The organism is Pseudomonas sp. F2, assembly GCF_057174385.1.
The window spans coordinates 645,782-660,397 of sequence record NZ_CM169904.1; the positions used below are offsets into that span (position 1 = coordinate 645,782).

Sequence of the window (14,616 nt, forward strand, 5' to 3'; positions counted from 1 at the left end):
GAGGAATATCCATGCAAGTTTCTGTTGAAAATACTACTGCTCTTGAGCGCCGCATGAGCGTCACCGTGCCGGCTGAGCGCATTGAGAGCCAGGTCAACAAGCGTCTGCAGCAGACTGCCCAAAAGGCCAAGATTGCTGGCTTCCGTCCAGGCAAAGTGCCAATGAGCGAAATCAAGCGCCGTTTCGGTGCTGACGCTCGTCAGGAAGCTGTTGGTGATGTCATCCAGTCCTCCTTCTATGAAGCCGTGGTTGAGCAGAAGCTGAACCCTGCCGGTTCGCCTTCGATCGAGCCGAAGTCGCTGGAAGCTGGCAAGGACCTGGAATACGTTGCCGTATTCGAAGTGTTCCCTGAGTTCACTGTTGCCGGTTTCGACGGCATCACTGTCGAGCGCCTGAGCGCTGACGTGGCTGACGCCGATCTGGACAAGATGCTGGACATCCTGCGCAAGCAGAACACCCGTTTTGAAGTGGCCGACCGCGCTGCCCAGAACGAAGACCAGCTGAACATCGATTTCGTTGGCAAGGTTGACGGCGAAGCATTCGCCGGCGGCTCCGCCAAAGGTACTCAGCTGGTGCTGGGTTCCGGTCGCATGATTCCGGGCTTCGAAGAAGGCCTGGTTGGCGCCAAGGCAGGCGAAGAGCGCGTTCTGAACCTGACCTTCCCTGAGGACTATCAGAACCTGGACCTGGCTGGCAAAACCGCCGAGTTCACCGTGACTGTCAACACCGTTTCCGAGCCGAAACTGCCAGAGCTGAACGAAGAATTCTTCGCTCAATTCGGCATCAAGGAAACCGGTCTGGAAGGCTTCCGCACCGAAGTTCGCAAGAACATGGAGCGTGAGCTGCGTCAGGCCATCAAGTCCAAGGTGAAAAATCAGGTAATGGACGGTCTGCTGGCCACCAACCCGATCGAAGTGCCAAAGGCTCTGCTGTCCAACGAAGTTGACCGTCTGCGCGTGCAGGCTGTTCAGCAGTTCGGCGGCAACATCAAGCCTGATCAACTGCCGGCCGAGCTGTTCGAAGAGCAAGCCAAGCGCCGTGTAGTGCTGGGTCTGATCGTGGCTGAAGTGGTCAAGCAGTTCGACCTGAAGCCTGACGAAGCCCGCGTTCGTGAAATGATTCAGGAAATGGCTTCGGCTTACCAGGAACCTGAGCAGGTCGTGTCCTGGTACTACAAGAACGAGCAGCAACTGAACGAAGTCCGTTCGGTTGTGCTGGAAGAACAAGTTGTGGATACTGTTCTGCAGAAAGCTAGCGTGACCGACAAATCGGTCTCTTACGAAGAAGCGGTCAAGCCGGTAGAAGCTCCAAAAGCCGACTGATTGTTTTTGCGTTAGGAAGTACACACATAAGCCAGCCTTCGAGCTGGCTTATGCGTATTCAAGACATAACTATTTGGGAGTGACTGCAGAGCATGTTCCGTAATTCGTATATTCAGCAGAACTCTGATATCCAGGCCGCCGGCGGCCTGGTCCCGATGGTTGTCGAGCAATCTGCTCGTGGCGAGCGCGCCTATGACATCTACTCGCGCCTTCTGAAGGAGCGCGTAATCTTTCTGGTGGGTCCTGTAGAGGACTACATGGCCAACCTGATCTGTGCGCAATTGCTGTTCCTTGAAGCGGAAAACCCGGACAAGGACATCCATCTCTATATCAACTCCCCGGGCGGTTCGGTGACAGCGGGCATGTCGATCTACGACACCATGCAGTTCATCAAGCCAAACGTATCGACGACGTGCATTGGTCAGGCGTGCAGCATGGGTGCATTCCTGCTGACGGCCGGTGCTCCAGGCAAGCGTTTCTGCCTGCCGAACTCGCGTGTGATGATTCACCAGCCGCTGGGCGGTTTCCAGGGTCAGGCCTCGGATATCGAAATCCATGCCAAGGAAATCCTCTTCATCCGCGAGCGTTTGAACACGCTGATGGCCAAGCACAGCGGTCGTACGCTTGAAGAAATCGAGCGCGATACCAACCGCGACAACTTCATGAGTGCAGAAGCTGCGAAGGAATACGGTCTGATCGACGAAGTCATCAACCAGCGTCCTGCGTAAAATAAGCAGCTCAAAATAAGGTGGGTCGGCAGGTCCGACCACCAGCGGGCTTGAAAAAGCCCGCAATAGCCTTCATCTTGTGTTGCAAGCCTATCGGATTTGGATCGAACGAATGACTGACACCCGCAACGGCGAGGACAACGGCAAGCTGCTCTATTGCTCCTTCTGTGGCAAAAGCCAGCATGAAGTACGCAAATTGATTGCCGGCCCCTCGGTCTTTATCTGCGACGAGTGCGTCGACTTGTGCAATGACATCATCCGCGAGGAGGTGCAGGAAGCACAGGCCGAAAGCAGCGCGCATAAATTGCCTTCGCCTAAAGAAATCAGCGGCATCCTTGACCAGTATGTAATCGGTCAGGAGCGTGCGAAAAAGGTTCTGGCCGTAGCGGTGTACAACCACTACAAGCGTCTGAACCAGCGTGACAAGAAGGCTGACGACGTCGAACTCGGCAAGAGCAACATCCTGCTGATCGGCCCGACAGGCTCCGGTAAAACCCTGCTGGCCGAAACACTGGCCCGCTTGCTGAACGTTCCATTCACCATCGCCGACGCCACCACCCTCACCGAGGCTGGCTACGTAGGTGAAGATGTCGAGAACATCATTCAGAAACTGCTGCAAAAGTGCGATTACGACGTGGAAAAGGCCCAGATGGGCATTGTCTACATCGACGAAATCGACAAGATTTCCCGCAAGTCCGACAATCCGTCGATCACCCGCGATGTTTCCGGTGAAGGCGTACAACAGGCCTTGCTCAAGTTGATCGAAGGCACGGTCGCTTCCGTCCCGCCGCAAGGTGGCCGCAAGCATCCGCAGCAGGAATTCCTGCAGGTCGACACCCGTAACATCCTGTTCATCTGCGGTGGTGCGTTCTCCGGTCTGGAAAAGGTTATTCAAAACCGTTCCACCAAGGGCGGCATCGGGTTCAACGCAGAAGTGCGCAGCAAGGAAGAAGGCAAGAAAGTCGGTGAATCCCTGCGTGAAGTCGAGCCTGACGATCTGGTCAAGTTCGGTCTGATCCCGGAATTCGTCGGTCGTCTGCCGGTTCTTGCGACGCTGGACGAGCTCGACGAGGCTGCGCTGATGCAGATCCTCACCGAGCCGAAAAATGCTCTGACCAAGCAGTATGCCAAGCTGTTCGAGATGGAGGGCGTGGATCTGGAGTTCCGGACCGACGCACTGAAATCGGTTGCCAAGCGAGCTCTGGAGCGTAAAACCGGTGCCCGTGGCCTGCGGTCGATTCTTGAGGGTGTGCTGCTCGACACGATGTACGAAATCCCTTCGCAGTCCGAAGTGAGCAAAGTCGTCATCGATGAAAGCGTGATTGAAGGCAAGTCCAAGCCACTGTATATCTACGAAAACAGTGAGCCGACGGCCAAGGCAGCGCCGGACGCGTAAGCGTCCACACTGCCGGAACAAAGAAGGGGCCTTCGGGCCTCTTTTTTTTTATGGCGTTTTTTACATCCGCTTTGCGCTTGTTTTTTTTCAAGGCAGCCCCCATCTTGGTTTCAAGCTTAATTCCATCTGATTACGGCCATATGGCCGCCGTAGAGGCGAAATCATGAAGACAACCATCGAATTGCCTCTCCTGCCATTGCGTGATGTCGTGGTTTATCCGCACATGGTTATCCCGCTGTTCGTGGGGCGCGAGAAATCCATCGAAGCCCTCGAGGCCGCGATGACGGGCGACAAGCAGATCCTGCTGCTGGCCCAGAGAAACCCGGCTGACGATGATCCCGGTGAAGACGCTCTCTATCGCGTAGGTACGATTGCAACGGTGCTGCAGCTGCTGAAGCTGCCAGACGGCACCGTCAAGGTTCTGGTCGAAGGTGAGCAGCGCGGCGCTGTAGAGCGCTTCAGCGAAGTCGACGGGCATTGCCGCGCCGAAGTTTCGCTGATCGACGAAGTCGACGCCGCCGAGCGCGAATCCGAAGTGTTCGTGCGCAGCCTGCTGTCGCAGTTCGAGCAATATGTGCAGTTGGGCAAGAAAGTCCCGGCTGAAGTCCTGTCGTCGCTCAACAGCATTGATGAGCCTGGCCGCCTGGTTGACACCATGGCCGCGCACATGGCGCTGAAAATCGAGCAGAAGCAGGAAATCCTCGAAATCATCGATCTGTCGGCCCGTGTCGAGCACGTGCTCGCCTTGCTGGATGCCGAAATCGATCTGCTGCAAGTCGAAAAACGCATTCGCGGCCGCGTCAAAAAACAAATGGAGCGCAGCCAGCGCGAGTACTACCTGAATGAGCAGATGAAGGCCATTCAGAAAGAGCTGGGTGACGGTGACGAAGGTCACAACGAAATCGAAGAGCTGAAAAAGCGCATCGATGCGGCCGGCCTGCCGAAGGATGCCCTGGCCAAGGCCACTGCCGAGCTGAACAAGCTCAAGCAGATGTCGCCGATGTCCGCTGAAGCTACCGTGGTGCGCTCCTACATCGACTGGCTGGTGCAGGTGCCGTGGAAGGCGCAGAGCAAGGTACGCCTCGACCTGGCGCGTGCGGAAGACATTCTCGATGCCGATCATTACGGCCTTGAAGAGGTCAAGGAACGCATCCTTGAATACCTCGCCGTGCAAAAACGTGTGAAGAAGATCCGTGGCCCGGTGTTGTGCCTGGTCGGTCCGCCTGGCGTGGGTAAAACCTCGCTGGCAGAGTCGATTGCTCACGCCACCAACCGCAAATTCGTGCGCATGGCCTTGGGTGGCGTGCGTGACGAGGCGGAAATTCGTGGTCACCGTCGAACCTACATCGGTTCGATGCCAGGAAGATTGATTCAAAAGATGACAAAAGTGGGCGTGCGCAACCCGCTGTTCCTGCTCGATGAAATCGACAAGATGGGCAGCGACATGCGCGGCGACCCGGCGTCGGCATTGCTGGAAGTGCTCGATCCGGAGCAGAACCACAACTTCAACGATCACTACCTGGAAGTCGATTACGACCTGTCGGATGTGATGTTCCTGTGCACCTCGAACTCGATGAACATCCCGCCAGCACTGCTGGATCGAATGGAAGTCATTCGTCTGCCGGGTTACACCGAAGACGAAAAGATCAACATCGCCGTCAAGTACCTGTCACCGAAGCAGATCGCCGCCAACGGTCTGAAGAAGGGTGAGCTGGAATTCGACGCGGAAGCGATCCGCGACATCATCCGTTACTACACCCGGGAAGCCGGTGTGCGTGGCCTCGAACGTCAGATCGCCAAGGTCTGCCGCAAGGCTGTGAAAGAGCATGCGCTGGAAAAACGCTTCTCGGTAAAAGTGACAGCTGATCTGCTGGAGCATTTCCTGGGTGTGCGTAAATTCCGCTACGGTCTGGCCGAGCAGCAGGATCAGATCGGACAGGTAACTGGCCTGGCGTGGACGCAGGTGGGCGGCGAATTGCTGACCATCGAAGCGGCTGTGGTTCCGGGCAAAGGTCAACTGATCAAGACCGGTTCGTTGGGTGATGTAATGGTCGAATCGATCACTGCAGCCCTGACCGTTGTGCGCAGCCGTGCCAAGAGCCTGGGCATTCCGCTGGACTTCCACGAGAAGCGCGATACCCACATTCACATGCCGGAAGGCGCGACGCCGAAAGACGGTCCAAGCGCGGGTGTAGGCATGTGCACGGCATTGGTATCGGCATTGACCGGGATTCCGGTGCGCGCCGATGTCGCCATGACTGGCGAAATCACCCTGCGTGGTCAAGTGCTGGCAATCGGTGGTCTGAAGGAAAAACTGCTTGCCGCTCACCGCGGTGGAATCAAGATCGTGATTATTCCGGAAGAGAACGTGCGCGATCTGAAGGAGATTCCTGACAATATCAAGCAGGATCTGCAGATTAAACCGGTTAAATGGATTGACGAGGTCCTGCAAATTGCGCTGCAATACGCGCCGGAGCCCTTGCCGGATGTGGCTCCGGAGATAGTTTCCAAGGACGAAAAACGTGAGTCTGATTCAAAGGAAAGAATTAGCACGCATTAATACGTTTTTGCCTGGGGGGCTTCCTTGACAGCTTTTTAGAGCCCTTGTTATAAAGCGGCTCTTAAGTGTCTGTAGGCCATTCAGCACTCGTTTTTGCTTTCACCAAAAAACTTAGAATCATCTCAAAATAGATATAAGGGGACTTAGAGTGAACAAGTCGGAACTGATTGATGCTATCGCTGCATCCGCTGATATCCCGAAAGCTGCTGCTGGCCGTGCGCTGGACGCTGTTATCGAATCCGTCACTGGCGCTCTGAAGGCCGGCGACTCCGTTGTTCTGGTTGGTTTCGGCACTTTCTCCGTGACTGATCGTCCAGCTCGCGTTGGTCGTAACCCACAGACCGGCAAGACGCTGCAAATCGCGGCTGCTAAAAAGCCAGGTTTCAAAGCCGGTAAAGCACTGAAAGAAGCTGTTAACTAAGTTAGTTTGTTTCAGGTTTTTACCCATCCGGGTCGGGGTCATGCCTGACTTGGCAGCGGAGCGGTAGAGCAGGTCGCTGGAACAGCTGCCTGTAACGCCGGGATCGAGGGTTCGAGCCCTGTCCGCTCCGCCAGTTACGAGAAGGCGCATCCTCGGATGCGCCTTTCTTCTATCCGGATTCTACCCACGCTCCACGGTTGCCAAATTTTTGAAGTTCAACCGTTTCTGGGGGACGCATGCTGCAGAATATCAGGGACAATTCACAAGGCTGGATTGCCAAGACCATTATCGGGGTCATCGTTGCACTGATGGCTCTGACCGGTTTCGACGCTATTTTCAAGGCCACGACGCACACCAACGATGCGGCCAAGGTCAATGGTGAAGAAATCAGCCAGAACGAGCTGAGCCAGGCCGTTGACATGCAACGCCGTCAGCTGATGCAACAGCTGGGCAAGGATTTCGATGCTTCCTTGCTTGACGAAAAAATGCTCCGCGAGTCGGCCCTCAAAGGGCTGATCGATCGCAAGCTGCTGTTGCAAGGCGCAGAACAATCGAAATTCGCTTTCTCCGAAGGTGCACTGGATCAGGTGATCCTGCAGACCCCTGAATTCCAGGTGGACGGCAAGTTCAGCTCCGAGCGCTTTGATCAGGTGATCCGTCAACTGGGCTATACCCGCATGCAATTCCGCCAGATGCTGGCTCAGGAAATGCTGATCGGTCAGTTGCGTGCCGGTGTTGCCGGCAGCGGTTTCGTCACCGACGCTGAAGTGCTGGCATTCGCCCGTCTGGAAAAGCAGACCCGCGATTTCGCTTCGCTGAACGTCAAGGCCGATCCGGCCGCGGTCAAACTGACCGACGATGAGGTCAAGGCTTACTACGACGAGCACGCCAAGGAGTTCATGACCCCTGAGCAGGTGGTTGTCGATTACGTCGAGCTGAAGAAGTCTTCGTTCTTCGACCAGGTTGCGGTCAAGGACGAAGACCTGCAGGCGGCGTATCAGAAAGAGATCGCCAACCTGTCGGAACAGCGCCGCGCCGCGCATATCCTGATCGAAGTCAACGACAAGACCACCGACGCTCAGGCCAAGGCCAAGATCGAAGAAGTCCAGGCGCGTCTGGCCAAGGGCGAGAAATTCGAAGCACTGGCCAAGGAGTTCTCGCAGGATCCGGGCTCGGCCAACAATGGCGGTGATCTCGGTTTCGCCGGTCCTGGCGTCTATGACCCAGCCTTCGAAAAAGCCCTGTACGCGTTGAACAAGGACCAGGTGTCCGAGCCGGTGCGTACCGACTTCGGTTACCACCTGATCAAGCTGCTGGGTGTTGAAGCGCCAGAAGTTCCGACCCTGGCCAGCCTGAAAGACAAGCTGACCCGCGAGCTGAAGACTCAACAGGTCGAGCAGCGTTTTGTCGAGGCGACCAAGCAACTGGAAGACTCGGCGTTCGAAGCGTCTGACCTGGCCCAGCCAGCGGCAGATCTGAAACTGACTGTGCACACTTCCAAGCCGTTCGGCCGTGAAGGTGGCGAAGGCATTGCGGCCAACCGTGCTGTGGTGAGCGCTGCATTCAGCCAGGAAGTGCTGGAAGAAAACGCCAACAGCACCGGCATCGAGCTGGACCCGGAAACCGTGGTCGTGCTGCGTGCCAAGGAACACCTGAAGCCTGAGCAGTTGCCTCTGGAAGCCGTCAACACGGCGATCCGCGCGCAGTTGACCAAAGAGCATGCCAGTGCTGCGGCCAAGACCAAGGCCGACCAGCTGATCGCCAGTCTGCGCGATGGCAAGACTCCGCTGGACAAGGCTGTCGAGGGTCAGAACTGGAAGGTTGTCACGGCGGCCACTCGCGCTCAGGAAGGGGTTGATCCGACTGTGCTGCAGGCGTTGTTCCGTATGCCGAAACCGGCGGCCAAGGGCAAGCCGACGTTCAGCAGCGTGACCTTGCAGGACGGTAGCCTGATGATCGTGCGCCTGGACGGTGTGAATGAAGCAGTGGCGCCGACTGATGAAGAGAAGGCGCAGTATCGTCGCTTCCTTGCTTCGCGTGAAGGTCAGCAGGATTTCGCGGCGTTCCGCAAGCAGTTGGAAAGTCAGGCGGATATCAAGCGCTATTGATGTTTGACTGAGTGGTAACAGGAAAGCCCCGATCTGATGGTCGGGGCTTTTTTATGCTTGGGATTTGGCTGGTTCCGTTGCTTCGGGTGTGGCGGCTGGCCGTTTTGCCCTTGCGGCGAGTGGCTGCGACTTTTTCCGGCAAACCATGGTCAATAAGGTTGTAACGGCTTTAAGACACAATCCATGCGCCGCAGGGCCAAGTTCTGTTGCACAATACGCCCCGGACTGTTTTCCCTCAGGATGTTCAATGTTGATTTCAACTCCCATGCGTGTCGTTGGGTTGGCGCTGTTGTTGACCGCTGTTGCTGGCTGTTCGAAGGACAAGCCGATCTATGAGCATGAGAACTTCGATGATTCCGGCACGTTCTCGCGCAATTATCCGGTGGCTGACACCGCGAGCTGCGAGGCGGCCCGTCGTGCGTTGCTCAGCCAGGGCTATATCATCACCAGCAGTGACCCGAAACTGATCAGTGGCCACAAAAGCTTCCAGCAAACCGGTGAAACCCACATGGAGATCAGCTTCAACGTGGTGTGTACCGAAGACGGCAGTTCCAAACACCATGCCACGGTGTTCGCCAATGCCTTGCAGGATCGCTACGCGTTGAAGAAGACCAACAACTCCGCCAGCCTCGGGGTCGGCGTGTTGGGTTCGGTGTCGATGCCGATCGGCTCGTCCGATGATTCGATGGTCAAGGTGGCCAGTGAGACTGTGACGTCGCAGAAGTTCTACGAGCGTTTCTTCACCCTGGTTGAGCTGTTCCTGCCAGCCGATGCGAAGAAAGCCGCGCACATCGAAGAAAAACCCAAGACTGATCTGGGTGTTCCGGAGCCGAAGCCTGCGGCTGTAGCGCCGACAACACCTGCCCCGGCAGTCGAGACAGCGCCAGCGCCACCGCCACCCGGCATTGTCGAGCCAGCCCAGACCATGACGCCGGCCACTCCGGCGGTGACGCCTGCGCCGGCCACGGTTGCACCGACGCCAGCGGGTTCCGAACCCGTGGTGCCGCCTGCGGAATCCGCGCCGATCACCCCGGCACCGAGTGCAGATCCTGCACCGGCTGCCGAAACGATCACGCCGCCGGCCAATCCGACCAATATCCCGCCGCCATCGGAGCCGATTCCGGCGATGCAGTGAGCCGCGCGGGGCTCTGCTGTGGGAGCGGGGGGCTCGCTCCCACATTTGTTTTGTGGCGCACTCAAATCCCGTTACATTCCCCGGACAAAATTCCAGCGATAAATTCCTGACCACCTGCTACGTTCTATTCATGAAGGCGGGATGTCACGTTCCCTTCATACGGGCACGATACGCTCGAGGCACTGGTCACTTGACCGGGCTGTTTTTTTAGCGGGCAGTAGGGGGATGAGACGATGGACGATTATCAAGAAGAACTGCTCGAATATCAGGCGTATGAACTCGATCAGCCAGAACCGGCCGAAGACGCCACCGAGTTGTAAGGCGTCAGGCGGTTTTGCGGTGACTGCGGCGAAACTCGCCCGGGGTCTGGCCGCTCCAGCGTTTGAAGGCGCGTTGAAACGCCTCGGCTGAAGCAAAGCCCAGCAGATAGGCGATCTCGCCGAACGCCAGTTCGGTGTCGCGGATGTAGGTCATTGCCAGGTCGCGGCGGGTGTCGTTGAGTATGGCGCGAAACTGTGTGCCTTCCTCGGCCAGTTTGCGCCGCAAGGTCCAGGTCGGCAGCTTCAGACGCGCCGCCACTTCTTCCAGGTCGGGTTCCCGGCCACCATTGAGCAATGGCCCCAACAGCTGAGTGATGCGTTCGCGCAGGCTGCGGGTGCGGGTCAATTGCTCCAGTTCCCGTTCACACAACGCAAGCAAGTGTTTCCAGGTGCTTGGGCAGTGTTCCGGGTTGCGCAGAGCGAGGCTGGCGAGGCTCAAGCGCAGTTGATTGCGTTCGGCGCCAAACTGGATCGGGCAATCGCCCAGCACGCTATAGGCGTCGCGATAGTCCGGCTCGTCAAATTCGATGTCGATGCGCTCGGCGCGCAACGGCTCGCGGCTGACGCTGGACAGCTGATGCAGCCAGCCGGCGATGATCGAATCCACCACAAAGCGGTTATAGGCGTTGTACGGGCTGATCGAGTAGAAGCGCAGCCACGCGCCATGGGCATCCTCGTGAAAGCTCGACTGTCCGCGATAGTTGGAACCGTACAGCGGCTCGAAGCGGATCAGGCAACGGGCCGCTTCGCGCACGGTCGGTGCCTGTGCGGCGGTGACCCCGGCGAGCCCGGCCTGACTCAAGCGGCTGAGCTGGCCCATGCGCAGACCCAACGCCGGATCGCCAGTCAACTGAATCGCGCTGTTCCCCAGCCGCATGTAGCGCGGGATCGACAGCCGCGCACCGGCTTCGGCCAGTCGCGCCGCGTCCAGGCCGTATTGTTCGAGCAGCGGTTGCGGATCGACGCCATGGCTGCGCACGGCATCGGCCAGGCTGTGCACGAAACCCACCGACAGATCCCCAAGGCGCATCGGCAGCGGTTTCATGGCTTACAACCAGATGTTCAGCAGACGTGCGCCGCGGGCTTCGCCATCGGCGAATTGCTGGCCGTTGCTGCTGAGGAAACTTTGCCCCGAGCCGGGCTTGTCCCAGAACTGCCCACGCAGGAACACGCTCATGCCGGCGATCGCACGGCTGCTCGGCGGCTGTGCGGTGAGCGTCAGGCGATGCCAGGCCTGACCTTCACTGATTTCCCCGGGCTTGAGGCTGACCGAACCCGGTGTACTTGAGCCCTTATAACCGGCCCACGGCTGATTCCACGCACCGTGACCCACGACGAAGGCCGGCACCGCTACCAGTTGCGCGCCTTGCTCGTCGAGTTGGCGATAGTTGTCCGGGTACCAGCTGTCGCTGCCGATCAGCACGCCCAGGCGTCCGGCCGGCGTGTCGACCACGTTGATCGCGTGGGCGTCTTCGCCCTCGATCACATCGCGCTGTTCGAAGATCGGGTGCATTTGCCGCTGGGGCTGGCCCAGCGGTACACCATCACGGCCAAACACCACACTGCTGTTGAACAGCGCGCCGCTACCGGGCTTGAGCTGGCCATCACGAATGCTGGGTTCGGGCAGGACGATGGAGCCGGCCACCAGCGTCACGTGGAATTCCTTGGCCAGCCCACCAAACAGTGCCTGGTAATCCTTGGCCATGACTTTGGACTTCATCCGCAAGTGCGCGTCGTCGAGGCGATTGTCGCCCTTGGCAGTAAGCCAGGCGCGGGCGAACAGCAACGGATTGCTCGCCGCCAGCCAGTTCATCGCTTCGACCAGGGTCGGCGCCTGGTACAGCTCGTCTTTCTCGCCGCTGATCATCAGCCAGGTACCGACATGCTCAGGCAGCACCACCACGGTTTTTTCATTCAGCAGGCCCTGATCCTGCGCTTGCTGCAGATAGGCCGCGAGTTTGCGGTGCAGGCGCTCCGGGCTTTGATAGTCGGTGGGGAACAGTTCCGGCTGGATACCCAGCAAGTTGCCACGGTCGCCGGGCGTGCCCTCATCGACCGCCAGTTTGATGCGCAGGTCCGACAGGTAATGTCCCGCCGGCCGGTCCGCCGCCCACATGGCGTAGGTGGTCAGGGCGGCAACGATGGCCATGGAGAAAAACAGGTACAGAAGTTTGCGCATGAAAACCAACAACAACCGGATACAGGGTGTGGCGACTAGGGTAGGGCGCATGCCTGCGCTTGCCAAGGGGCGCTGCGCATTTGGATCAATAAGTTGTCAGTTTCGGTCATTGAGTGACAGCAGTGCGACTCTTAGTCTGTCGAACATGACTGACGGGGGACGCAGAGCTCCCGCAATTTCCGTGATCGCTCGTTGTGGAGTTACCGATGACCGCCGCTCATTACCCGCACCTGTTGGCCCCGTTGGACCTGGGATTCACCACGCTGCGCAACCGCACCCTGATGGGCTCGATGCACACTGGCCTTGAAGAGAAACCGGGTGGCTTCGAACGCATGGCGGCGTACTTCGCCGAACGTGCTCGTGGCGGCGTCGGCCTGATGGTCACCGGCGGTATCGGCCCGAACGACGAGGGTGGCGTGTACTCCGGCGCAGCCAAGCTGACCACCGAGGAAGAAGCGCTCAAGCACCGCATCGTCACACGCGCGGTGCACGAGGCTGGCGGCAAGATCTGCATGCAGATCCTCCACGCCGGGCGCTATGCCTACAGTCCGAAACAGGTTGCACCAAGCGCGATTCAGGCGCCGATCAACCCGTTCAAGCCCAAAGAGCTGGACGAGGACGGCATCGAGAAACAGATCAGCGATTTCGTCACCTGCTCGGTACTGGCGCAAACCGCCGAGTACGACGGCGTGGAAATCATGGGCTCGGAAGGTTACTTCATTAACCAGTTCCTCGCCGCGCACACCAACCACCGCACCGACCGCTGGGGCGGCAGCTACGAAAACCGTATGCGCCTGCCGGTGGAAATCGTCCGTCGGGTGCGTGAAGCGGTCGGCCCGAACTTCATCATCATCTTCCGTTTGTCGATGCTCGATCTGGTCGAGGGCGGCAGCACCTGGGATGAGATCGTGACCCTGGCCAAAGCCATCGAGCAGGCTGGCGCAACCCTCATCAACACCGGCATCGGCTGGCACGAAGCGCGGATCCCGACCATCGCCACCAAGGTGCCGCGCGCGGCGTTCAGCAAGGTCACCGCCAAACTGCGCGGGTCGGTGAACATTCCGCTGATCACCACCAACCGCATCAACACCCCGGAAATCGCCGAGCAGATCCTCGCTGAAGGCGATGCCGACATGGTCTCGATGGCGCGGCCGTTCCTCGCCGATCCTGACTTCGTCAACAAGGCTGCAGAAGGCCGCGCCGACGAAATCAACACCTGCATCGGTTGCAACCAGGCGTGCCTCGACCACACCTTCGGCGGCAAGCTCACCAGTTGCCTGGTCAACCCGCGTGCCTGCCATGAAACCGAGCTCAACTATCTGCCGGTACAGCAGATCAAGAAGATCGCTGTGGTCGGTGCCGGCCCTGCCGGTCTGTCCGCTGCAACCGTGGCCGCCGAGCGCGGACATCAGGTGACGTTGTTCGATTCGGCCAGCGAAATTGGCGGCCAGTTCAACATCGCCAAACGGGTGCCGGGCAAGGAAGAGTTCTTCGAAACCCTGCGTTACTTCAAGCGCAAGTTGCAGACGACGAATGTCGAGGTGTGCCTGAACACCCGCGTCGACGTGGCGAAACTGGTTGAAGGCGGTTACGACGAAATCATCCTCGCCACCGGCATCGCGCCGCGAGTGCCGGCAATTCCTGGCGTCGACAACGCCAAGGTGCTGAGTTACCTGGACGTGATTCTTGAGCGCAAACCGGTGGGCAAGCGCGTGGCGGTGATCGGCGCGGGCGGCATCGGTTTCGATGTCTCGGAATTCCTTGTGCACCAGGGCGTGGCCACCAGTCTGGATCGCACCGCGTTCTGGAAAGAGTGGGGCATCGACACGAACCTGCAAGCGCGCGGTGGCGTGGCCGGGATCAAGGCCGCGCCGCACGCTCCGGCTCGTGAAGTGTTCCTGTTGCAGCGTAAGAAATCCAAGGTCGGTGATGGTCTGGGTAAAACCACCGGCTGGATCCACCGCACCGGTCTGAAGAACAAGCAGGTGCAGATGCTCAACAGCGTCGAATACCTGAAGATCGACGACGAAGGCCTGCACATCCGCATCGGCGAAACCGGCGAGCCGCAAGTGCTGGCGGTGGACAACATCGTGATCTGCGCCGGCCAGGATCCACTGCGCGATCTGCAGGAAGGTCTGGTCGCGGCGGGGCAGAACGTGCACTTGATCGGTGGTGCCGATGTGGCAGTGGAGCTGGATGCCAAGCGCGCGATCAATCAGGGGTCGCGTCTGGCCGCTGAGCTCTAAGCTACGCCGCTTAACCTGTGGGAGCGAGCTTGCTCGCGAAGGCGTGGTGTCAGTCGACATATATATTGGCTGACACTCCGCTTTCGCGAGCAAGCTCGCTCCCACAGTGTTTGTGTTGTTCACTGATTCGGTGAGCACCATCGAACCCATGCAGGCGTGAGCCTGCTCGCGATGGCTGCTTATGAGCGACTAGAATGCGGG

At 58.6% G+C, this 14,616-nt stretch carries 10 protein-coding genes; 8 read left to right on the forward strand and 2 right to left on the reverse strand.

What is annotated here, in order from left to right:
• Nucleotides 1–11 precede the first annotated feature (11 nt).
• From tig to AC193Q_RS02800, 7 genes are all read left to right on the forward strand, one after another.
• A complete protein-coding gene (gene tig, locus AC193Q_RS02770; protein ID WP_041073914.1) occupies nt 12–1,322 on the forward strand; it encodes a trigger factor in 1,311 nt (436 codons plus the stop codon).
• A 92-nt stretch (nt 1,323–1,414) separates the two neighbouring features.
• Nucleotides 1,415–2,050, forward strand: a complete 636-nt coding sequence (gene clpP, locus AC193Q_RS02775; protein ID WP_007951559.1) for an ATP-dependent Clp endopeptidase proteolytic subunit ClpP — start codon at nt 1,415–1,417, stop codon at nt 2,048–2,050.
• 112 nt (nt 2,051–2,162) lie between these two features.
• Nucleotides 2,163–3,446 carry an ATP-dependent Clp protease ATP-binding subunit ClpX gene (gene clpX, locus AC193Q_RS02780; RefSeq protein WP_003223632.1) on the forward strand — a complete coding sequence of 428 codons (1,284 nt, stop codon included), beginning with the start codon at nt 2,163–2,165 and terminating at the stop codon, nt 3,444–3,446.
• A 163-nt stretch (nt 3,447–3,609) separates the two neighbouring features.
• Complete coding sequence (gene lon / locus AC193Q_RS02785; protein ID WP_102355837.1) at nt 3,610–6,006, forward strand: endopeptidase La; 2,397 nt, start codon at nt 3,610–3,612, stop codon at nt 6,004–6,006.
• 148 nt (nt 6,007–6,154) lie between these two features.
• Nucleotides 6,155–6,427, forward strand: coding sequence for an HU family DNA-binding protein (locus AC193Q_RS02790; protein WP_008077714.1), 273 nt, complete (start codon nt 6,155–6,157; stop codon nt 6,425–6,427).
• A 236-nt stretch (nt 6,428–6,663) separates the two neighbouring features.
• Nucleotides 6,664–8,535, forward strand: a complete 1,872-nt coding sequence (locus AC193Q_RS02795; RefSeq protein ID WP_047291588.1) for a SurA N-terminal domain-containing protein — start codon at nt 6,664–6,666, stop codon at nt 8,533–8,535.
• 247 nt (nt 8,536–8,782) lie between these two features.
• Complete coding sequence (locus AC193Q_RS02800) at nt 8,783–9,670, forward strand: DUF2242 domain-containing protein (RefSeq protein ID WP_047291590.1); 888 nt, start codon at nt 8,783–8,785, stop codon at nt 9,668–9,670.
• Nucleotides 9,671–9,994: 324 nt separating this feature from the next.
• Here the strand turns inward: AC193Q_RS02800 and AC193Q_RS02805 are convergent, their stop codons facing one another.
• On the reverse strand, nt 9,995–11,035 hold the full coding sequence (locus tag AC193Q_RS02805) for an AraC family transcriptional regulator ligand-binding domain-containing protein (RefSeq protein WP_476283516.1): 1,041 nt from the start codon (nt 11,033–11,035) through the stop codon (nt 9,995–9,997).
• Nucleotides 11,036–11,038: 3 nt separating this feature from the next.
• Complete coding sequence (locus tag AC193Q_RS02810) at nt 11,039–12,169, reverse strand: nitrilase-related carbon-nitrogen hydrolase (RefSeq protein WP_483879116.1); 1,131 nt, start codon at nt 12,167–12,169, stop codon at nt 11,039–11,041.
• Nucleotides 12,170–12,375: 206 nt separating this feature from the next.
• Between AC193Q_RS02810 and AC193Q_RS02815 the strand changes: the two genes are divergently transcribed.
• Nucleotides 12,376–14,415, forward strand: coding sequence for an oxidoreductase (locus AC193Q_RS02815; protein WP_483879117.1), 2,040 nt, complete (start codon nt 12,376–12,378; stop codon nt 14,413–14,415).
• Nucleotides 14,416–14,616: the final 201 nt, after the last annotated feature.